Raw genomic sequence first — 21388 nt, 5'->3', positions numbered from 1 at the left:
CAGGTGAGTACGTATCCCGAGGTCCGCACCCTGCCCGTACCCGACGGTCTGGAGGGCGAGCGTGTCGACGCCGCCATTTCCCGGATGTTCGGTTTCTCCCGCACCAAGGCCGCCGAGCTGGCTGCCGCCGGGAAGGTGCAGGTGGACGGCTCGGTGGTCGGGAAGTCCGAGCGGGTCCGGGGCGGTGCCTGGCTGGAAGTGGAGATGCCGCAGGCTCCCGCCCCGGTGCAGATCGTCGCCGAGCCCGTCGAGGGCATGGAGATCGTGCACGACGACGACGACATCGTCGTGATCGCGAAGCCGGTCGGGGTCGCCGCCCACCCGAGCCCCGGCTGGACCGGCACGACCGTCATCGGGGGTCTCGCCGCCGCCGGGTACCGGATCTCGACGTCCGGTGCCGCCGAGCGACAGGGCATCGTCCACCGCCTCGACGTCGGCACCTCCGGCCTGATGGTCGTCGCCAAGTCCGAGCGGGCCTACACCTTGCTGAAGGCGCAGTTCCACGACCGGGTCGTCGAGAAGAAGTACAACGCGCTGGTGCAGGGCCATCCGGACCCGATGAGCGGCACCATCGACGCCCCCATCGGGCGCCACCCCAACCACGACTACAAGTGGGCCGTCACGGCCGAGGGCAAGCCCTCCGTGACGCACTACGACCTCATCGAGGCATACCGCTCCGCCAGCCTCCTGGATATCAAGCTGGAGACGGGCCGCACGCACCAGATCCGGGTGCACATGTCCGCCCACCGCCACCCCTGCGTCGGTGACCTCACCTACGGCGCCGACCCGACGATGGCCAAGCGCCTCGGCCTGACCCGGCAGTGGCTGCACGCCGTCCGGCTCGGCTTCGAGCACCCGTCCGACGGCAGCTGGGTGGAGTTCACCAGCAGCTACCCGGACGACCTCCAGCAGGCCCTGGACAGGATCGCGGCGGAGAGCGAATGACCGGCACGCCCGCCCCGTACACCACGCGTACCGCCGTCGACGAGCAGGACCTCGCGGCCTGCTTCCTGGTCCGCAAGGACGTCTTCGTCGGTGAGCAGGAGGTGCCCGAGGAGATCGAGTACGACGACTACGACGCGGTCGCCCTGCACGTCATCGCCGTCGCGGCGGACGGCTCGGCGCTGGGCACCGGGCGGCTGCTGCACGGCCCGGCCGCCGTCGCGAAGACCGGCGGCGACCCGGCCGTCGGTTCGCTCGGCAGGCTCGCGGTGACCAGGGCGGCACGCGGCCTCGGGGTCGGCGCGGCGCTGGTCCGGGCCATCGAGGACGCGGCCCGTGAGCTCGGTCTGGCCGCCGTCGATCTGCACGCCCAGACCCATGCGCTCGGCTTCTACGAACGCCTCGGCTATGTGGCGTACGGCCCCGAGTTCCCGGACGCGGGCATCCCCCACCGGGCGATGCGCCGCACCCTGCGGGACTGAGGCCGGAACAGCCCTACTCCGGCAGACCCCAGCGGGTCCATGTGCCGTTCGACGGCACATCGCGCGGAGCCGTCCGCGGGCGGCGTGAACCCTGCGGCCGGGACGGAGGCGGGGAGGTTGTGCTCGAAGCGGCGGAAGGCGCCCGTCACCGAGTCGAGTTCGGGGTGGTTGGAGCCGTGGATGGGTGCCATGCCGATCTGGACGTTGAGGTTCCACCAGACCGCGGTCCAGTTGTTGCCGACCTCGGGGAACCACGGGCCCCATTCGGAGATCAGTCGGTGGGGAGTGTGCCCCAGGCCATGGCGGCGTCGCGGACGGTCTTCTCGTGGATGTCCATGCCTGAGTACTCCGTCGGTACGGGGCCGGCCGCCGCCCACGCGGTACGGGAGCCGGCCAGCCAGAGCGCGGATGTTCCGGCAGCGGCCGTGCCGACGAAATGCCTTCGGGAGAACGCGGTCACGTGGTCTCTCCTGCCAGTCATGTATGTGGTGGGAGTTCTTGTCCTTGAATCGCGCACGCCGCATACTGCCCGCCCCGGAGGGGCAGCGGAAGAGGGCCGACGGTATAGACATCGGAGGAATGCCGGTCGGGGAGGCTGGAATGAGGGGGTGTTGTCTGGATTGCAGGCCTTGCGTGGCAGGCTTTGATCCCAGATCCGCCGATTACGGAGATCGGTGACCCGCGCTCCGGAAGGCACCTCGTGGACCAAATGGCACTGCTCCTCCTGCTGTTGCTCGGGGCTGTGGTCACGGTGCCACTGGGGGAGCGTCTCGGGCTGCCCGCGCCGGTGCTGATGACGCTCGCCGGGGCCGGCATGGCCTTCCTCAGCTTCGTACCGAATGTGGACATCCCACCCGAGATCATCCTTCCGGCGCTGCTGCCGCCACTGCTCTACGCCTCCGTGCAGCGAACCTCCTGGCGGCAGTTCGCCGCCAATAAACGACCGATCTTTCTGCTGGCCGTGGCGCTGGTCTTCGTCACGACGGCTGCCGTCGCCGCGGTCGCCAACGCGGTCGTCCCCGGGCTGCCCATCGCCGCGGCCGTGGCGCTCGGCGCGCTCGTCGCCCCGCCCGACCCGGTCGCGGCGACGGCCGTCGCCGGTTCGGTCGGGCTGCCGCGCCGGCTCGTCTCCATCCTGGAGGGCGAGGGGCTGTTCAACGACGTGACCGCGATCGTGCTGTACCACGTGGCGATCGCCGCCGCGGTGAGCGGGAGCTTCTCGCTGCCGGAGGCCTTCGGGCTGCTGATCCTCTCTGCGGTGGTGGCCGTGGCCGTGGGGCTGGTGCTCGGCTGGCTCACCATCAAGCTCATGGGTCTGCTCGGCGACGCCACGCTCCAGGTCGGCCTCACCCTGCTGGTGCCGTTCGTGAGTTACGTGCTCGCGGAGGAGCTGATGGGGTCGGGCGTCCTCGCCGTCCTCACCACCGCGCTCTTCCTCGCCGAGCACACCGCCGACGCCGACGACGTCCTCGGGCGGCTCACCGGCCGTACCTTCTGGGAGATCGTCGACACGCTCGTCACGGGGGTCGCCTTCGGGCTGATCGGCCTCGAACTGCACAACGTCTTCGGGACGGCCGACGGGCGCGGACTCCAGATGCTGGGCTGGGGACTTGCCGTGGTCGTGGTCGTCGTCGGCGTGCGGCTGCTGTATCTGCTGCCCGCCACCTGGCTCGCCAAGCGGCTGCACACCCGGCGCGACGTCAGCGAGGAGATCCCCACCAGCTGGCGGGAGACCGTCGTCATGTGGTGGGCCGGGATGCGCGGAGTGGCCTCGGTCGCGCTGGCACTCGCGATTCCGCTGGAGACCGACGACGGGAAGCCTTTCCCGGGCCGCGACGAGATCGTCTTCATCGCCTTCGCCGTGATCATGGCCACGCTCGTCGTCCAGGGGCTCACCCTGCCGTGGCTGGTACGCAAGCTCCACGTCAAGGCGGACACGGACGCCGAGGAGGCGCTGGAGAAGGACCTCGCGATCCGTGCCGCGAAGGCCGCGAAGCAGCGCCTCAAGGAGATCCAGGAGGTCGAGGAGTTCCCGGACGAGGTCACCGAGCGGCTGCAGCGGCTGGCGTACGACGTGGGGGCGCGGATCAGTCCCGACATGGTCGACGACGAACGCCGCGAGGCGTACGCGAAGCGGGCCGAGCGCTTCAAGGCGGTCAGCCGCGTCCAGCGCGAGATGATGTCGGCCGCCCGCCACGCGGTGCTTTCGGCCCGCAACGAGGCGGGGGCGGACCCGGAGATCGTCGACCGGGTGCTGCGCCAGCTGGACGTCCGCAGCCTGCGCTGAGGCGGGAGGGCGGTCAGGGCCCGGCCTGCGGGCGCAGTACGTCCGCCATCCCGTCGTTCTCCGTGCTCCCGACCGCAGCTGGCACCATGGGACTCATGAACATCATGCTTTTCCACTCGACGTACGGTCTGCGCCCCGCGGTGCACGCGGCGGCCGACCGGCTCCGCGCAGCCGGGCACGAGGTTCAGGTGCCCGATCTCTTCGAGGGGCGCACGTTCGACACCGTCGAGGAAGGCATGGCCTTCAAGGAGGAGGTGGGCAAGGACGAACTGCTCAGGCGGGCCGTGCTGGCCGCCGCCCCCTACTCCGACCGGGGCCTGGTGTACGCGGGTTTCTCGTTCGGTGCCTCCACCGCGCAGACCCTGGCGCTCGGCGACGAGAAGGCCCGCGGTCTGCTGATGTTCCACGGCACCTCGGACATCGCCGAGAACGCGTCCGTGGACGAGCTGCCCGTACAGCTGCACGTCGCCGACCCGGACCCGTTCGAGACGCACGACTGGCTGAACTCCTGGTATCTGCAGATGCAGCGGACCGGCGCCGATGTCGAGGTCTACCGCTACCCGGGCGCGGGCCATCTCTTCACGGACGCCGAACTGCCCGACTTCGACCAGGCGTCGGCCGAGCTGGCCTGGAAGGTCGCGCTCGGCTTCCTCGCCACGCTGTGACCGCGCGGAGGGCCCCGCGCCGCGCGGGGCCCTCCGTACGGACGGGGCGGATCAGCCCCGGTAGGCGATCCAGCTGTCGCTCATCCGCTGCACCTGGCCCGCGGTGAACTGGGTCATGCACGCGTCGTACGTGTAGTCCATGAAGTTGTGGATCGGGTCGACCCCGGTCTTGTTGGTGCAGGTGTCACGCCCGGTCGGGCACTCGTACGCGGGGCTCTTCTCGGCCGGGGTGTCGGCGACGTAGTCACCGTTGCCGTTGCAGCCGCCCTGGAAGGTGTGGTAAAGCCCCATCCAGTGGCCGACCTCGTGGGTGGCGGTGTCGCCCTCGTCGTAGTTGGTGGCGGAGCCGCCGGGCAGCGAGGCGTCGAGCATGACCACGCCGTCGTCCGAGGGGTTGGACTTGTACGAGCTGGGGAAGGTGGCCCAGCCCAGCAGACCGCCGCCGAGGTCGGCGGTGTAGATGTTGAGGGCGTTCGCGCCGCCCTTGCGCAGCGAGGACTTCATGGCCTTCTCGGCGGCGGAGCCCGGGGAGATGCCGTTGTACCAGGAGCTGTTGTCGGTGTAGTCCGTGCCGGCCAGCGTGAACTGGAAGCCGGAGTCCGTGTTGCCCGAGCCCTGTCCGCTGTAGGCGGCGTTCAGGACGCTCATCTGGCTGCTGATCGCGGACGCGCTGAGCTTGCCGGTCGTCCCGGAGTGCACGACGTGGAAGTACACCGGGATCGTCGCGCCCGCGGCGAGCGAGGAGCCGCTGAGCCGGCGGTCCGCGAGTCTCTGCTTCAACTGCGCGTCCATGGCCTTGGCCTGGGTCGCGGTCAGCTCATTGGGGTCGTCGGCGTGGGCGGCGCCCGAGGGGCGGGCCTCCCGTGCCGTTGCGCTGATGCCCGCGTCGTCCCCGCACTTCTGGGCGGACGAGGCGGAGACCCTGGAGGCGGCCGAAGCGGCGGAGCCGGAGGGAGCGGAGAGCGGTGCCAGGGCCAGGGTTCCGGCCAGAACGGCAGTGCCGATCGCACGGTTACGCATACGCGGCGATATACGGGCAAGAGTGCGCACGGGGACTCCTTGCGGATGTGTGGGAGAGGCATTTCCTCACCCGCCGCCGGGAGATTACGTGCGCATGTCAGCCTCCGAGGAGGAATGATCAGGCCCAATCAGGTATTCGCCAAAGGGGGGAAACCGGAAGAAATCTTTCTTCGTGTTCCAGAGTTTGAGACGGCGACGTAACCGTAGGCGTTACCCCGGCGGGTGGTGTGTCCCCATTCGAGCCATGGGATACGCCACCCGCCGTAGCGATGTAATGCACCGTCAACATATGAGGGAGTGGCTGAAAATGATCCCTCAGCGCACCGGCCGGTCCACCCGCTCGACCTTCTGCGTCCCGCTGAGCGTCCGGTACGAACGCGTCCAGGCGGAGGTCGCGTCCCGCTTCGTCCGGTCGGAGACCGCGTAGTAGTCCATCTGCGAGCGCTCGGCGGTCACATCGAGGACGCCGTAGCCGTGCGAGTCCATGTCCACCCACTTCACATGGCGGTTGGCGGCCTTCACCGCGGCCGCCGCGACCACCGAGACCGTCTGCGGTGCCACGTGCAGGATGTCGTCGATGTTGTCCGAGGTCACCGACGTCACCACGAACTCGGTGGCGGCCGAGCCGGAGAGCGGATACGTCGCCGCCTTCACCGGTACGTCATTGGCCCAGGCCATGTGGATGTCGCCGGTCAGGAAGACCGTGTTGGTGATCGACCGGTCCCGCAGGTGCGAGATCAGCTCCTTGCGGTCGTCCGTGTAGCCGTCCCACTGGTCGACGTTGACGGCGAGGCCCTCCTTGGGCAGCCCCAGCAACTCGGCCAGCGGTTCCAGCAGATGGGCGGGCACGGAGCCGAACGCGACCGGCGAGATCATCACCGATGTGCCGACCAGCTTCCAGGCGGCGTCCGAGCCGGCCAGTCCCGCCTTCAGCCAGTCCAGCTGCGCCCGGCCGGTGATGGTGCGCTCCGGGTCGTCGACCGCGCCGTTGCCGATCGACGCCTGCTGGGAGCGGAAGCTGCGCAGATCGAGGAGGTGGAGATCGGCCAGGTTGCCGAAGCGCAGCCGCCGGTAGACGGTGCCCTCGGTGGAGGCGCGGACCGGCATCCACTCGAAGTACGCCTGCTTGGCGCCCGCGACCCGGTCCGCCCAGGCGCCCTCCGTGCCCGGTGTGTGGTTCTCGGCCCCGCCCGACCAGGCGTCGTTGGCGAACTCGTGGTCGTCCCAGATCGCGATCAACGGGTGGGTGGCGTGCAGGGTCTGGAGGTCGGTGTCCGTCTTGTACGTGCCGTGCCGGGTGCGGTAGTCGGCGAGGGTGAGGATCTCGTGCTTCGGCTCGTGCGGGCGTACGACGTACTTCGCGTCCGGGTAACTGCCCGAGGCGTACTCGTAGATGTAGTCGCCGAGGTGGAGCACCGCGTCGAGGTCGGCGCGGGCGGCGAGGTGGCGGTACGGGGAGAAGTACCCGGCCTCCCAGTTGGCGCACGACACCACCCCGAACCGCACACCGGGCGTGGCCGCCCCCGCCGCGGGCGCCGTCCGGGTGCGGCCGGCCGGTGAGACGGTCTGTGTGCCGTCGCCCGCCGAGAAGCGGAACCAGTACGCGGTGGCGGGGGCCAGGCCCCGCACATCGGCCTTGACGGTGTGGTCGGACGCGGCCTTCGCGACGGTCGTGCCCCGGGCGACGACCCGGGCGAAGTCCTTGTCCTCGGCGACCTCCCAGCGCACCGCCGTATCGGCGCCGCGGCCCGAACCGGGCACCGCGTCGGGGGTCGGGGTGACGCGGGTCCAGAGAAGGATGCCGTCGGGGAGGGGGTCGCCGGAGGCGACGCCGTGCAGGAAGGCGGGCCCGTCCGCGGCGCGTGCGGTGGCGGCGGAGGCCAGCACGGGAGCGGCGACGGCGGTGGCGGCAGCGGCCTTGACGACCGTGCGGCGGCTGGGGGCGGCGAGCGGCGAGGAGAGATGTCGACTGGTCACGGAGCAGCACCCTACTGACCGGTAAGCCGAACGGGCAGGCGAACAAAGGAAGTTCGCCTGCCCGTCGGGGAGCCGCTGCCGGAATGTCGCCGGCCGGTCAGCCCTTCAGCGCGGCCGTGATCGCGGTGTTGAAGGCATCCACCGTCATCGGAGCGTTCTCGCTCTGGCCGTCGGTGAGCGCCTTGCCGTCCATCTTCAGCGTCGGGGTGCCCTTCACGCCGCTGTCCTCGAACGCCGCCGACATCTTCATCGCCCAGCTGTCGAACGTGCCGTCCTTGACGTTCTTCTGGAAGGCGGCGTTGCCCTTCAGCGCGTCCACCGAGTCGGCGATCTTGATCAGGTAGGAGTCGTCCTTGAACTTGTCGTCGGTCTCCTCCGGGTGGTACTTCGCGGAGTAGAGCGCGGCCTTGTAGTCGAGGAATGCCTCCGGGCTGACATCGAGCGCGGCGCCGAGCGCGCTCAGCGCGTTCTTCGAGCCCTCGCCGCCGGCCATGTCGTCGATGAACGTGGCACCGATGTACTTGATCTTGTACTTCCCGGCGTCGACGTCCTTGTGCACCGTCTCGCCGATGGACTGCTCGAACGTTCCGCAGATCGGGCAGCGCGAGTCCTCGTACAGCTCCAGGGTCTTCTTGGCGGTCGACTTGCCGATGACGACGTTGGTGCCGTTCTCGCCCGAGGTGTTCTTGGGCGCGGTCACCTTCGCGTCCTTGGCCGCCTCCCAGCCGGACGGCTTGTTCAGCTGCATGAAGCCCCAGGTGCCGAGGCCCACGACCGCCAGGACGCCGACGATCGAGACGCCGACGATGATCTGCCGGCGGGCCTTGTCCTTCTTGGCCTGGCGCTCGCGCTCGGCGCGCAGCCGCTCGCGGGCCGCCGACTTGTTGGCCTGGCTGTTGCGCTTGCTCATGTCTGTATCTCCATGGTGTGAGGGGTACGTCGTCGGGGATGTGCGTGCTCAGGCGATGGCGCAGGCCGAGCGCGGCGGTCCCCTCCGTCCCACGGAGTGCACGAGCAGACGGGCGTGTGCCAGCAGGTGCGGGCCGTGCCCGGCGGGCCGCACCCGGCGGCGTACCGAGCGGCGGGCCGTACCGACCACGGCGACCGCGATCAGCAGCGGCCGGAACGCCAGGGCGGCGGCCGCACCCAGCAGGGCGACCAGCGCGGTTTCGCCCCGCCGGAGCCAGGCCGCGGCGAGCAGGCCGACCGTCACATGGGCGGCGAGCAGCAGCCACGGCACCGCGGGGCCGGGCGAGGCCAGCAGCGCGACCGTGGTGTGTCCGGCGTCGGCCACCGAGGCGAGCGGGGTGACATCGGCACCGGCCCGCGCCGCACCGGTGCCGAACGCGCCGCCGCACAACACATCGACGCCGACCGAACGCAGCGGCCCCGCGATCGGGCCGCCGGCCGCGCCGTAACAGACGTGCTGACCGGTGGTGAAGACGGTGTCGGCGGCCAGCTCCAGCGGGACCAGCAGTCCGGCGATCGCCCCGAAGCCGCGCTCCCGGCCGGCCAGCGCGTACGCCACGGCGAAGACCGCGGCGGCCAGCAGGGCGACGGCGGTCAGCGGCAGCGGGACCTGGGAGAGCAGCACATGGGACGCAGCGGAGAGCGTCACGACCAGCGCTGTGAAAAGCGCCGCGCGAACGACTCTGAGCTGCGTCCCGGATATGTCCATCGCCGAGGAGTGTCGCATGCCAACCTGTAAGTGACCCCTAAAGGGCTGGGGCGCAGGGGCTAGAGCCCCGGAATGCGGCCGTTGCGGAAGAGATCCACGAAGATCTGGTGGTCGGCGCGGGCCCGGGCGCCGTAGCTGTGGGCGAAGTCCACCAGCAGATCGGCGAAGCCCTCCTCGTCGGCCGCGATCGCCGCGTCGATCGCCCGCTCGGTGGAGAACGGCACCAGCGAGTGGCCGCTCTCGTCGTCCGCCGCGGAGTGCATCGTCGCCGTCGCCCGGCCCAGATCGGCGACGACCGCCGCGATCTCCTCCGGCTCGTCGATGTCGGACCAGTCCAGATCGACGGCGTACGGAGAAACCTCGGCGACCAGCTGCCCCGCCCCGTCCAGCTCGGTCCAGCCGAGCCACGGGTCGGCGTGCGCCTGCAGGGCGCGCTGCGAGATCACGGTGCGGTGGCCCTCGTGCTGGAAGTAGTCGCGCACGGCCGCGTCGGTGATGTGCCGGGAGACCGCGGGCGTCTGCGCCTGCTTGAGATAGATCACCACATCGTTCTCCAGGGCGTCGCTGTTGCCCTCCAGAAGGATGTTGTACGAGGGCAGCCCGGCCGAACCGATGCCGATGCCGCGACGGCCGACGACATCCTTCACCCGGTACGAGTCGGGGCGGGTCAGGCTCGACTCCGGCAGCGTCTCCAGATAGCCGTCGAAGGCGGCCAGCACCTTGTAGCGCGTCGCCGCGTCCAGATCGATCGAGCCGCCGCCCGGCGCGAACCGGCGCTCGAAGTCCCGGATCTCCGTCATCGAGTCCAGCAGCGAGAACCGGGTCAGCGACCGGGCGTCGCGCAGCGCGTCCAGCAGCGGGCCCTGCGCCGTGTCCAGCGTGAACGGCGGCACCTCGTCGTTCTTCGCGCCCGTCGCCAGGGCGTGGATCCGCTCGCGGTAGGCCGCCGCGTAGACCCGGACCAGCTCGGTGATCTGGTCGTCGCTCAGCGCCTTCGCGTACCCGATCAGGGCGACGGAGGCGGCGAACCGCTTGAGGTCCCAGGTGAAGGGGGCTACGAAGGCCTCATCGAAGTCGTTCACATTGAAGACGAGGCGGCCGTTGGCATCCATGTAGGTGCCGAAGTTCTCGGCATGCAGATCGCCGTGCACCCATACCCTGCTGGTCCGCTCATCCAGATAGGGGTCCGGGGTCCTCATCGAGCTGAGGTCGCTGTAGTACAGGCAGGCCGTGCCCCGGTAGAAGGCGAACGCCGAGCCGGCCATCTTGCGGAACTTGACCCGGAAGGCTGCCGGATCGGCGGCCATCAGCTCCCCGAACGCGGTGTCGAAGACCTCAAGAATCTGCTCCCCGCGCTGCGCTGCGCCGGTCTGCGCTTCCGACATCTCTGGGTGCCTCCTGGTACCTGGCGTGCATGACAAACGTGCATGACAAATGGGACGGGCCGCTCAGCCCTTCAACGCGCGACCGTACCCGGGAGTGCCCGTCGTCCGTCACCTCGAAGACGTAGACTTCCACGCTGTCCCCCCAGCCCGTCATCGCCCGCCCGTCGCCCGACCGCCGCCCCTCACGGAGGCGCTCCGCGCCGCGCCAGCACACCGGAGGCACAGCGCCGTGACCAAGCCGCCCTTCACGCACCTTCACGTCCACACCCAGTACTCCCTGTTGGACGGTGCCGCGCGGCTCAAGGACATGTTCGCTGCCTGTAATGAAATGGGCATGTCGCACATCGCGATGACGGACCACGGCAACCTGCACGGGGCCTACGACTTCTTCCACTCGGCGCAGAAGGCGGGCGTCACGCCGATCATCGGCATCGAGGCGTACGTCGCCCCGGAGTCGCGCAAGCACAAGCGGAAGATCCAGTGGGGCCAGCCGCACCAGAAGCGCGACGACGTGTCGGGTTCGGGTGGTTACACCCACAAGACGATCTGGGCGTCGAACGCGAAGGGCCTGCACAACCTCTTCAAGCTGTCCTCGGACGCGTACGCCGAGGGCTGGCTGCAGAAGTGGCCGCGCATGGACAAGGAGACCATCGCCCAGTGGTCCGAGGGCCTGATCGCGTCCACCGGCTGCCCCTCGGGCGAGGTGCAGACCCGGCTGCGGCTCGGCCAGTTCGACGAGGCGGTCCAGGCCGCCTCCGACTACAAGGACATCTTCGGCGAGGGCAAGTACTTCCTGGAGCTGATGGACCACGGCATCGAGATCGAGCGCCGGGTCCGTGACGGGCTCCTCGAAATCGGCAAGAAGCTGAACATCCCGCCGCTGGTGACCAACGACTCGCACTACACCTACGCGCACGAGGCCACCGCGCACGACGCCCTGCTCTGCATCCAGACCGGGAAGAACCTCTCCGACCCGGACCGCTTCCGCTTCGACGGCACCGGCTACTACCTCAAGACGACCGACGAGATGTACGCCGTCGACTCCTCCGACGCCTGGCAGGAGGGCTGCGCCAACACCCTGCTGGTCGCGCAGCAGATCGACACCACCGGCATGTTCGAGAAGCGCGACCTGATGCCGAAGTTCGACATCCCGGACGGCTACACGGAGATCACCTGGTTCCAGGAAGAGGTCCGCGTCGGCATGGACCGGCGATTCCCGGGCGGCGTCCCCGAGGACCGGCAGAAGCAGGTCGAGTACGAGATGGACATCATCATCCAGATGGGGTTCCCGGGGTACTTCCTGGTCGTCGCCGACTTCATCATGTGGGCGAAGAACAATGGCATCGCGGTCGGCCCCGGCCGAGGCTCCGCCGCCGGTTCGATCGTGGCGTACGCGATGGGCATCACCGACCTCGACCCGATCGAGCACGGACTGATCTTCGAGCGGTTCCTCAACCCCGAGCGCGTCTCCATGCCCGATGTCGACATCGACTTCGACGAGCGCCGGCGCGTCGAAGTGATCAGGTACGTGACGGAGAAGTACGGCGCCGACAAGGTCGCCATGATCGGCACGTACGGAAAGATCAAGGCGAAGAACGCCATCAAGGACTCCGCCCGGGTCCTCGGCTACCCGTACGCGATGGGCGACCGGCTGACCAAGGCCATGCCCGCCGACGTCCTCGGCAAGGGCATCGACCTCAACGGCATCACCGACCCCAAGCACCCGCGCTACAGCGAGGCGGGCGAGATCCGGGGGATGTACGAGAACGAGCCGGACGTCAAGAAGGTCATCGACACCGCGAAGGGCGTCGAGGGCCTGGTCCGGCAGATGGGCGTGCACGCCGCCGGCGTCATCATGTCCAGCGAGCCGATCGTCGACCACGCCCCGATCTGGGTGCGGCACACCGACGGCGTCACCATCACGCAGTGGGACTACCCGCAGTGCGAGTCGCTCGGCCTGCTGAAGATGGACTTCCTGGGCCTTCGCAACCTCACCATCATGGACGACGCCGTGAAGATGGTGGAGTCCAACAAGGGCGTCAAGCTGGACCTGCTCGGCCTCCCGCTGAACGACCCCAAGACGTACGAGATGCTCTGCCGCGGTGACACGCTCGGCGTGTTCCAGTTCGACGGCGGGCCGATGCGCTCCCTGCTGCGCCAGATGCAGCCCGACAACTTCGAGGACATTTCCGCTGTCTCGGCCCTGTACCGGCCGGGCCCGATGGGCATGAACTCGCACACGAACTACGCCGAGCGCAAGAACGGCCGCCAGGAGATCACCCCGATCCACCCGGAGCTGGAGGAGCCCCTCAAGGAGGTCCTCGGCCTCACCTACGGCCTGATCGTGTACCAGGAGCAGGTGCAGAAGGCCGCCCAGATCGTCGCCGGCTACTCGCTCGGCGAGGCCGACATCCTGCGCCGCGTGATGGGCAAGAAGAAGCCCGAGGAGCTGGCGAAGAACTTCGTCCTCTTCGAGGCGGGGGCCAAGGAGAAGGGCTTCTCCGACGCCGCGATCAAGGCCCTGTGGGACGTGCTGGTCCCGTTCGCCGGCTACGCGTTCAACAAGGCGCACTCCTCCGCGTACGGCCTGGTCACCTACTGGACCGCGTACCTCAAGGCGAACTACCCCGCCGAGTACATGGCGGCGCTGCTGACCTCGGTCAAGGACGACAAGGACAAGTCGGCCGTCTACCTCAACGAGTGCCGTCGCATGGGCATCAAGGTGCTGCCGCCCAATGTGAACGAGTCCCTGTCGAACTTCGCCGCCCAGGGCGACGACGTGATCCTCTTCGGCCTCACCGCCGTGCGCAACGTCGGCCAGAACGTCGTCGACTCGATCATCCGGTGCCGCAAGGCGAAGGGGAAGTACAGCACCTTCCCCGACTTCCTGGACAAGGTCGAAGCGGTCGTCTGCAACAAGCGCACCGTCGAATCGCTGATCAAGGCCGGCGCCTTCGACGAGATGGGCCACACCCGCAAGGGCCTGGTCGCCCACCACGAACCGATGATCGACAACGTGGTGCAGGTCAAGCGCAAGGAGGCCGAAGGGCAGTTCGACCTCTTCGGAGGCATGGGCGAGGAGGAGAGCGACGAGCCGGGCTTCGGGCTCGACGTGGAGTTCTCCGACATCGAGTGGGAGAAGTCCTACCTGCTGGCCCAGGAGCGCGAGATGCTCGGGCTGTACGTCTCCGACCACCCGCTCTTCGGTCTGGAACACGTGCTGTCCGACAAGGCGGACTCCTCGATCTCCCAGCTGACCGGCGGCGAGCACGCCGACGGAGCCATCGTCACCGTCGGAGGCATCATCTCCGGCCTCCAGCGCAAGATGACCAAGCAGGGCAACGCCTGGGCCATCGCCACCGTCGAGGACCTGGCCGGTTCGATCGAGTGCATGTTCTTCCCGGCCACCTACCAGCTGGTCTCCACCCAGCTCGTCGAGGACACCGTCGTCTTCGTCAAGGGACGCCTCGACAAGCGGGAGGACGTGCCCCGGCTGGTCGCCATGGAGATGCAGGTACCCGACATCTCGTCGGCCGGCACCAACGCCCCCGTGGTCCTGACCATCCCCACCGTCAAGATCACCCCGCCGATGGTCAGCCGCCTCGGCGAGGTCCTCAGCAGCCACCGGGGCGACACCGAGGTACGGATCAGACTCCAGGGTCCCCGCAAGACCACGGTGCTCCGGCTCGACCGGCACCGGGTCAAGCCCGACCCGGCGCTCTTCGGTGACCTGAAGGTGCTGCTCGGCCCGTCCTGCCTGGCCGGCTGAGCAGGCTCTGCCACGCAGACGTACGAGAGGGGCGCCCCGCGAAAGCGGGAGCGCCCCTCTCGGTCATCAGGCCGGAGGCCGGACCGGAGAAGTCTCCGGTCAGTTGTGGCCGAAGCGCCGCTGGTGCTTACGGGCAACATCAGCAGGGCTGCCCTGGGCCTGCGACTGAGGCTGTATCTGCGACTCGTACGCGGTCGTCTTGGCCTCTTCCGCGCCGCGCTCCGGACCGGACGCGCGGTTCTGCTGGCTGCCCTGCTTGCGGTTCTTGTTCTTGGCCATGGTGTTCCTCCTATGGGGACTCTCGGGGCCAGGACCGCGTTCAGATTCACATAGCGGGGTAAACCGTGCATGTTGGATCATTACCGTGCGTAGTGAGGGGGCGGGATGCGTCGTTTTCCCGATCCGCCACGCCGATGATCGAGTTCCGGACGTCAACCCCCGCGCGGTCGGGCAGACTCGAAGGAAACCCTTGGCAAAGACCGCACCCGAACTTCCGGAAGAGGGTGGATCGCGTGGACCGTTGCGTCGTTCTGGTGGACGCCGGGTACTTGCTGGGCGCAGCCGCGAGTCTGCTGGCCGGGGAGCCCGCCCGTTCCCGCATCACGGTCGACCACGCGGCCCTCATCCGGGGCCTGCGCGAGCGGGCCGAGGCCGATACGCAGCAGCCACTGCTGCGGATCTACTGGTTCGACGGCGCCCCCGACCGCGTGCCGCAGCCCGAGCACCGCAGACTGCGCGTGATGCCCCGGGTGACCGTCCGGCTCGGCGCCCTCACCCGCAGCGACGGGCGCTGGGCGCAGAAGGGCGTCGACGCCGCGATGCACGCCGAGCTCACCGAACTGGCCAGGAACCGGGCCTGCTCCGACGTGGTGCTGGTGACCGGCGACGGCGATCTGCTGCCCGGCCTGATGTCCGCCAAGGAGCACGGCGTCGCCGTCCATCTGTGGGCCGTCCAGGCCGCCGACGGCGACTACAACCAGTCCGAGGACCTGGTGGCCGAGGCCGACGAACGAAGGGTGCTCGACCGGGCCTGGATCACCCAGGCCGTACGGCCCAAGGAGACCGGCGGCGTCTGCGCCCCGCCGCCCGCGCCCCGCCCGGAGATCGCCGCGATCCTCTCCGCGCCGCTGCCCGAGGCCGCCCTCGCCGCCTCCGTCGAGCGGGCCTCCGAAGCCCAGGCGGCAGCCGCCGCCAACGGCGCCGCGGCACCGCCCGAGGCGAGTGCCGCCACCGACCGGCCCGTGCACGGCGCCAGGGGCGTCCCCACCCCCAAGGACCTGGCGGGCAGCCTGCGCGGCCCCGGCGCCCAGCCCGACCGGCACCTCCCTCAGCCGTCGCCCGCCGGCGCGACCCTGCGCTGGTCCTCCGACAAGAGCTGGGCGGAGCGCGGCGGACCGCTGGGCGAGCCCGCAGAAACCGCCTCGCTGCCGACGCTGGCCCAGCTCACCAGCGCCGAGCAGCGCTGGGCGGACCGCGAGGAGGACATCACCACCGTCGGCGGTGACCCCTTCGAGGTGGGCCAGGTCTTCGCCCGTCGCTGGATGGAGCGACTGCCGGAGACCGTCCATCTGCAGAAGCTGTCGACCATGTATCCGCGCATCCCGCACCGCATCGACGGCGAGCTGCTGCGTTACGCGGCACGGTTCGGCCTGCTCGCCCACAAGGACGACCAGATCGACGAGCACGACCGCTACGCGATCCGGGCGGGATTCTGGCGGGAGATCGATGTACGGGCCGCGGCCGAGCACACCCCCGCGGCGGAGCGGACGACCCCGTCCGCGGGCTGACGGCACAGCGGGGCCGCGGGCGGGCGACCCGGTCGCCGAACGCCGCGTCGAGGCCCGGCCGGTGTGGCCCCGGGCGCAATCCGGGGCATCCGACCCCGTACCCTCATACCTCGTGAGTACGGGCACAGCACAGGCGCATCCGGCGACCGGGACCGTGTGCGCGGTGCGTGATCTGGTCAAGACCTATCCCGCAGCCCGCGGCCGCCGCGGTACACCCGCCACACCCGAGGTGCGCGCCACCGACGGGGTCAGCCTGGATGTGCGGCGCGGCGAGATCTTCGGCCTCCTCGGCCCCAACGGCGCCGGGAAGTCCACCCTGGTACGGCAGCTCACCGGGCTGATGCGCCCCGACGCAGGCAGCGTCACCGTGCTGGGCCACGATCTCGTACGGCATCCGGAGCGCGCCTCCCGGCTGATCGGCTACCTCGGGCAGGAGTCCACCGCCCTCGATGAGCTGACCGTGTCGCTCGCCGCCGAGACCACCGGACGACTGCGCGGCCTCGCGGCGGCGGACGCCCGCGCCGAGCGGGACGCCGTGCTCGACGAACTGGGCCTCGCCGAGATCGCGGGGCGCCCCCTGAAGAAGCTCTCCGGCGGACAGCGGCGGCTCGCCTGCTTCGCCGCCGTGCTGGTCGGCGAGCGGCCGGTGCTGGTGCTGGACGAGCCGACGACCGGCATGGACCCGGTCGCGCGGCGCGCCGTCTGGGCCGCCGTGGACCGGCGCCGGGCCGAGCGCGGCACGACGGTGCTGCTCGTCACCCACAACGTCATCGAGGCCGAGACGGTCCTCGACCGGGTCGCCGTGATCGAACGCGGCAAGGTCATCGCCTGTGACACGCCGACCGGGCTCAAGGAACGTGTCGCGGGCGAGGTCCGGGTCGAGCTGGTGTGGCGCGAACGGGCGCCCCTGGACGTACCCGAAGTGGCCGCGCTGCGCGGCTCGGCCCAGGAGTCCGGGCGGCGCTGGGTGCTGCGGCTCGGTCCCGACGAGGCGCGGGCGGCGGTCGCCGCGGTGACCGGCGGCGCGGCCTTCGCCGCACTCGACGACTTCACGCTGGCGACGCCCAGCCTGGAGGACGTCTATCTCGCGCTCGGCGGGGACGCGACCAAGGGACTGGTGAAGGCATGACCGGGCTGAGCGGGACGACCGGGTGCGGGTGCGCGGCCGGGCAGGGAACGAACAGGAGCAGCGCCAGGTGACGAGCATCGTTCCCGCGCAAGCGGTGACCGGACCCGTCCGGGCCGCGGAGGACGGCCGTGCCCTCGGCGAGGGCTCCGGCGATGAGGAGGCGGCGCTCGCGCCGCTCGCGCCGCGGGCCCGGTTGTTCCCCTCGCTCGCGGCCGTCTACCGGGCCCAGCTGTCCAGGGCCCGGGTCGCCCGTATCCCACTGCTCTTCGTCGCGACGTTCCAGTCCGTCGGAATCATGGTGCTGATGCGCGGGGTCGTCGACGGCGGATCCGAGGCGCGGGCCGTCGTCGCCGGCTCCAGCGTTCTCGTCGTGGCCTTCGTGGCACTCAATCTCCTCGCCCAGTACTTCGGGCAGCTGCGGGCCGGCGGCGGGCTCGACCACTACGCCACCCTGCCGGTGCCGCCCGCCGCGGTGGTGCTCGGCGCGGCCGGGGCGTACGCCTCCTTCACCGTGCCCGGCACGATCGTCACGGCCGTGACCGGCAGCGTGCTGTTCGGTCTGCCGCTGACGCACCTGTGGGTGCTCGTCGCCGTCATCCCGCTCTCCGGGGCAGCGCTCGCCGGGCTGGGCGCGGCGCTGGGGCTGCTGGCGCCCCGGCAGGAGCTGGCCACGCTGCTCGGGCAGCTGGGCATGTCGGCGGCGCTGCTGCTCGGTGTGCTCCCGGCCGACCGGCTGCCCGCGCCGGTGGGCTGGGCGCGCGATCTGCTGCCGTCGACCTATGGTGTCGAGGCGCTCTCGCGGTCCTTCGACGCACACCCGGACTGGGCGGTCGTCGCGCTGGACCTCGCCGTCTGCGCCGTTGTCGGGGTCCTCTCGCTGGCCGTGGCGACCTGGGCGTACCGCAGGGCAGCGGTCCGGTGAGGCGCGGTGCGGGGGCGCCTGGCACCATGGCACGGTGACCGCACCTCTGACGCCGCCTCACCAGCCCTCGTCCAACGATCCCTGGCAGACCCCGCCGAACTGGGGTGGTCCGGGGGGATCCGGCGGGCCTGGCGGGCCTGGCCGGCCCGGTGGGTCTGGTGGGCTCTGGGGGTCCGGTGGGGCCGGTGGGGCCGGTGGGTACTACCCGGGGACCCTGCTGGAGTCGCAGGGGGAGAAGGACCTCCGGTCGGATCTGCGGCGGGCCGTGATCGTCACCGTTCTCGTGACCCTCTCGGGCATCGTGCTCGGGCTCCTCTGGCTGTGGTTGGCGCCGAAGGTTCCGCTGATCTCCGACAGCACCGCGGTCTTCCTGAGCGACAGCGAGGGCGAGGAGGCGATCGGCGCCGACGGTACGTTCGTGCTGCTGGCCCTGGCCTTCGGGGCGCTCTCCGCGGCGCTGCTCTTCTGGTTCCAGCGGCGTGGCGGGATCGCCCTGGTGGTAGGGCTCGCGCTGGGTGGGCTGCTCGGTTCGCTGCTGGCCTGGCGGCTGGGGGTGTGGCTCGGGCCGACCCAGGACGTGGTCGCGCACGCGAGGGCGGTCGGCAAGGGCGTGGTCTTCGACGCGCCGCTCCAGCTGCGGGCGAAGGGGGCGCTGCTGGCTTGGCCGCTGGGGGCGATGGCGGTCCATCTCGGGCTGACCGCGCTGTTCGGGCCGCGGGATCCGGAGCCGGAGTGGGGGGCCTTTCCGGGTGCGCCGGGGGCGCCCGGGTCTGGTGCGCCGGGTGCGCCGGAGGCGCCGGTGCAGTCGTAGTTGTGCGGGTGCGGGTGGGTGGGCCGCTGCGCGGGGCTTGTCCCCTACCCGCCCCTTCCCGGAACCGGTCTCTGCCCCGGACCCCGGTCCTCAATCGCCGGACGGGCTGAAACGTGCCCGGGCAGGCTGAAACGTGCCCGGACGGATCTGAAACGTGCCAGGGCAGGTCGAGAGGTGCCGGACGGGCTGAGAGGTGCCGGAGGCCCCGTCTACCCCCGGCCGATCTCCGCGAACACCGCCCCCGTCAACGACGCCAGATCCGCCGGGGCGAGTTCGACCTCCAGGCCGCGGCGGCCCGCCGAGACGCAGATCGTCTCGTGGGAGCGCGCCGAGGCGTCCAGCACCGTACGCAGCCGCTTCCGCTGGCCCAGCGGGGAGATGCCGCCCCTCACGTAACCGGTGGTGCGTTCCGCGGCTGCCGGGTCGGCCATCGTGGCCCGCTTGCCGCTCACCGCGGAGGCCAGGGCCTTGAGGTCCAGCGTGCCCGCCACCGGGACGACCGCCACGGTCAGGGTGCCGTCGACGTCCGCGACCAGGGTCTTGAAGACCCGGTCGGGGGAGACGCCCAGCGCCTGGGCCGCCTCCTCGCCGTAGGAGGCCGACGCCGGGTTGTGGTCGTAGGAGTGGACGGTGAACGCCGTGCCGGACGCGGTCAGGGCGACCGTTGCCGGAGTGCCGCCGGACTGTTGCTGCTTCTTGGGCTTCTTCGCCACGGGGAGCGGTCCTCGGTCGGTCGGTCGGATCAGTTGGGGTGGGTCGGGGCGCGGGTCAGATCCACTGCGGGCAGGGACGGCAGATGGCGGATGACGGCGGTCTCGGAGCGCAGCAGCGTCAGTTCCTCGCGCAGCCGGGTCGCGGTGTCGGGGGCCTGGAGCAGCCGCTGCTTGGCCGGTACGTCGAGTACGGCCGCCGCCGCGACCAGGTAGGAGACGACGGAGGGGTCGTCGGGCAGGTCCGCACCGGTCGTGAGGGAGCGTTCGCTCGCCCCGGCCAGTCGCTTCTGGTAGCTGCGGAAGGCCCGCAGTACGCCCTCGGCGAGCGCCCCCGCCTCCTCGCCGATCTCCTCGTCCAGCTCTTCGAGTTCGGCCGTCAGGAAGGGGCCGCTCGCCTCGACGGAGAGCAGCTTGACCCGGGTGGTGCCGGTCGCCAGGACCTCGAAGCTGCCGTCCGGCCGTTCCCGGATCTTCGCCGCGTCGGCGATGCAGCCGACCCGGTGGAAGGTCTGGACCGGATCGGGGCCGAAGCCGTCCGCAGGACCGCGTTCGGCGGGGACGTTCACCGCGTCGGGCATTCCGGAGCCCGTCGGGGCGGTCTCGCGGCCGTCGCGGATCGCCACCACGGCGAAGCGGCGGGGTTCGTCCTCGTCGGTCTTCAGGAGCTCGCGCATCATGGCGCGATATCGCTCCTCGAAGACGTTCAGTGGCAGCACAAGGCCGGGGAACAGCACCGCGTTCAGCGGGAACAGAGGCAGGCGAGCGGTGGTCACAACGGTCAAGCGTAATGGCCGCCGGGCCGGCCCCGGTCGGCCCGTCCCGGGATCGGCGTCGCGCAGGCCACCCGGAGCCGCGTGTCGTCCCGCGCCTCCAGGAACCGGCCGAGCGGATCGTCGGAGACTGACGACCACGGGAACGACGCCGCATGGGGTCCGATCTGCCGGAACTGTTCCAGCGCCTCGTCCCAGCGGCCCCGGGTGACCAGCACGAACGCCAGCAGATTGCGAATCTCGGCGGGCCAGGGATCGCCCGGCCCGAACGAGGCGGACAGCGCGATGGCCAGATCCGCCGCCGCGTCGATCCGTTCCTCCTGCACCGAGGTGGTCCGCGCGCCGGGTCCCTCGATCAGCAGGGCGAAGGCGGCCCGCAGCGGCAGCGCCTGCACCAGCGAGCTGGGCAGCGAGTCCTCGGCGGCCCGCTCGGCGAAGTCGAAGCACTCGCGGTGCGAGCCGTACCAGGCCGCGGAGAGGTACCGCAGCGCCGCGACATGGCAGCCGTAGTGGTGCGAGGAGCGCTGGATCGCCTGCTCCCACAGTGCCTCGAACGTGGTGTGCGTGGCATGGGTGCCGCGTGCGTGGTCGAGCGCGAGGCGCCAGGGCACCGGGTCGCGCGGATCGCTCTCGGCCGCCGCCGTGATCAGCGGCCCCACCTCGCGCAGCTGCTCGGCGCGGGCGGGCGACTCCCAGGCCCGGCGGACCGCCAGCTCGGCCTTGACGAGCAGCGCGTCCGGGTCGTGCGGAGCGGCGGCGAGCCAGTCGGTCAGCCAGCCGTCGCGACTGCGGGCGAAGGTGACGAGCCGGCCGAGGTAGCGGTCGCGGTTCTCCCACTCGGCGCCGTCCCGGGTGGTGGCGAGGAGTTTCGCGGCCGGTTCGTACTCCCCGAGGGCGGCGGCGACGAGTGCCGGGGAGAGCCGCTCGTCGGGGGCGTCGAGCAGCACCTCGTTGTCCGCGGGCAGTCCGGCGAGTCCCTGCACGGGGCGCCGGATCGTGCACGCGGCACGGAGCAGAGCACGAAGGATTGGCATGGTGCAGACCATTGAAA

Annotated in this window: 19 protein-coding genes; 9 read left to right on the top strand and 10 right to left on the bottom strand. The window is 70.6% G+C overall.

The genetic code is table 11. The features are described from left to right. Positions 1-3: 3 nt before the first annotated feature. Together OG978_RS11315 and OG978_RS11310 are read left to right on the top strand one after the other, a co-directional pair. Positions 4-945, top strand: a complete 942-nt coding sequence (locus OG978_RS11315; protein ID WP_326765078.1) for an RluA family pseudouridine synthase — start codon at positions 4-6, stop codon at positions 943-945. Then, a complete protein-coding gene (locus OG978_RS11310) occupies positions 942-1424 on the top strand; it encodes a GNAT family N-acetyltransferase (protein ID WP_326765077.1) in 483 nt (160 codons plus the stop codon). Before OG978_RS11315 ends, OG978_RS11310 begins: the two co-directional genes overlap by 4 nt. Before the next feature lie 271 nt (positions 1425-1695). Here OG978_RS11310 and OG978_RS11305 read toward each other — a convergent pair whose 3' ends face one another. Continuing rightward, positions 1696-1884, bottom strand: coding sequence for a hypothetical protein (locus tag OG978_RS11305; protein WP_326765076.1), 189 nt, complete (start codon positions 1882-1884; stop codon positions 1696-1698). 240 nt (positions 1885-2124) lie between these two features. Between OG978_RS11305 and OG978_RS11300 the strand changes: the two genes are divergently transcribed. Together OG978_RS11300 and OG978_RS11295 are read left to right on the top strand one after the other, a co-directional pair. Further along, the gene (locus OG978_RS11300) at positions 2125-3711 is read left to right on the top strand and encodes a Na+/H+ antiporter (protein ID WP_326765075.1); all 1587 of its coding nucleotides are present in this window, start codon (positions 2125-2127) and stop codon (positions 3709-3711) included. Positions 3712-3797: 86 nt separating this feature from the next. Beyond that, positions 3798-4376 carry a dienelactone hydrolase family protein gene (locus OG978_RS11295; RefSeq protein WP_326765074.1) on the top strand — a complete coding sequence of 193 codons (579 nt, stop codon included), beginning with the start codon at positions 3798-3800 and terminating at the stop codon, positions 4374-4376. Positions 4377-4427: 51 nt separating this feature from the next. Here the strand turns inward: OG978_RS11295 and OG978_RS11290 are convergent, their stop codons facing one another. The 5 genes from OG978_RS11290 to OG978_RS11270 form a co-directional block, all read right to left on the bottom strand. Beyond that, positions 4428-5396 carry a zinc metalloprotease gene (locus OG978_RS11290; protein ID WP_326765073.1) on the bottom strand — a complete coding sequence of 323 codons (969 nt, stop codon included), beginning with the start codon at positions 5394-5396 and terminating at the stop codon, positions 4428-4430. 315 nt (positions 5397-5711) lie between these two features. Beyond that, positions 5712-7373 carry an alkaline phosphatase D family protein gene (locus tag OG978_RS11285; RefSeq protein WP_326765072.1) on the bottom strand — a complete coding sequence of 554 codons (1662 nt, stop codon included), beginning with the start codon at positions 7371-7373 and terminating at the stop codon, positions 5712-5714. A 97-nt stretch (positions 7374-7470) separates the two neighbouring features. Further along, complete coding sequence (locus tag OG978_RS11280; protein ID WP_326765071.1) at positions 7471-8283, bottom strand: DsbA family protein; 813 nt, start codon at positions 8281-8283, stop codon at positions 7471-7473. 48 nt (positions 8284-8331) lie between these two features. Further along, on the bottom strand, positions 8332-9051 hold the full coding sequence (locus OG978_RS11275) for a hypothetical protein (protein ID WP_326765070.1): 720 nt from the start codon (positions 9049-9051) through the stop codon (positions 8332-8334). 59 nt (positions 9052-9110) lie between these two features. Beyond that, complete coding sequence (locus tag OG978_RS11270; protein WP_326765069.1) at positions 9111-10436, bottom strand: DUF2252 domain-containing protein; 1326 nt, start codon at positions 10434-10436, stop codon at positions 9111-9113. A gap of 229 nt (positions 10437-10665) precedes the next feature. On the opposite strand from OG978_RS11270, the gene dnaE reads away from it, so the two are divergent. Beyond that, on the top strand, positions 10666-14205 hold the full coding sequence (gene dnaE, locus OG978_RS11265; RefSeq protein WP_326765068.1) for a DNA polymerase III subunit alpha: 3540 nt from the start codon (positions 10666-10668) through the stop codon (positions 14203-14205). 99 nt (positions 14206-14304) lie between these two features. Here dnaE and OG978_RS11260 read toward each other — a convergent pair whose 3' ends face one another. After that, the gene (locus OG978_RS11260; RefSeq protein ID WP_072483193.1) at positions 14305-14484 is read right to left on the bottom strand and encodes a hypothetical protein; all 180 of its coding nucleotides are present in this window, start codon (positions 14482-14484) and stop codon (positions 14305-14307) included. A gap of 224 nt (positions 14485-14708) precedes the next feature. Here OG978_RS11260 and OG978_RS11255 point away from each other — a divergent pair, with 224 nt between their 5' ends. The 4 genes from OG978_RS11255 (at position 14709) to OG978_RS11240 (ending at position 18854) form a co-directional block, all read left to right on the top strand. Continuing rightward, a complete protein-coding gene (locus OG978_RS11255) occupies positions 14709-15992 on the top strand; it encodes an NYN domain-containing protein (protein WP_326765067.1) in 1284 nt (427 codons plus the stop codon). Positions 15993-16146: 154 nt separating this feature from the next. After that, a complete protein-coding gene (locus OG978_RS11250) occupies positions 16147-17121 on the top strand; it encodes an ABC transporter ATP-binding protein (RefSeq protein WP_326769997.1) in 975 nt (324 codons plus the stop codon). Positions 17122-17314: 193 nt separating this feature from the next. After that, a complete protein-coding gene (locus OG978_RS11245) occupies positions 17315-18043 on the top strand; it encodes an ABC transporter permease (protein ID WP_326769996.1) in 729 nt (242 codons plus the stop codon). Between the two features lie 34 nt (positions 18044-18077). Next, complete coding sequence (locus tag OG978_RS11240; protein WP_326765066.1) at positions 18078-18854, top strand: ABC transporter permease; 777 nt, start codon at positions 18078-18080, stop codon at positions 18852-18854. A gap of 209 nt (positions 18855-19063) precedes the next feature. On the opposite strand, the gene ybaK is transcribed toward OG978_RS11240, so the two are convergent. The 3 genes from ybaK to OG978_RS11225 are packed head-to-tail and all read right to left on the bottom strand — an operon-like array spanning position 19064 to position 21383. Then, complete coding sequence (gene ybaK / locus OG978_RS11235) at positions 19064-19567, bottom strand: Cys-tRNA(Pro) deacylase (RefSeq protein WP_326765065.1); 504 nt, start codon at positions 19565-19567, stop codon at positions 19064-19066. A 29-nt stretch (positions 19568-19596) separates the two neighbouring features. After that, entirely contained in the window at positions 19597-20340 is a 744-nt protein-coding gene (locus OG978_RS11230) for an LON peptidase substrate-binding domain-containing protein (RefSeq protein ID WP_326765064.1), read from the bottom strand. Positions 20341-20345: 5 nt separating this feature from the next. Continuing rightward, positions 20346-21383, bottom strand: coding sequence for a hypothetical protein (locus tag OG978_RS11225; RefSeq protein WP_326765063.1), 1038 nt, complete (start codon positions 21381-21383; stop codon positions 20346-20348). Positions 21384-21388: the final 5 nt, after the last annotated feature.

It is taken from the genome of Streptomyces sp. NBC_01591, from assembly GCF_035918155.1.
Taxonomy (GTDB): Bacteria; Actinomycetota; Actinomycetes; order Streptomycetales; family Streptomycetaceae; genus Streptomyces.
The sequence above is the reverse complement of the archived record's forward strand: the minus strand, read 5'-3'. Positions and strand labels throughout refer to the sequence as shown.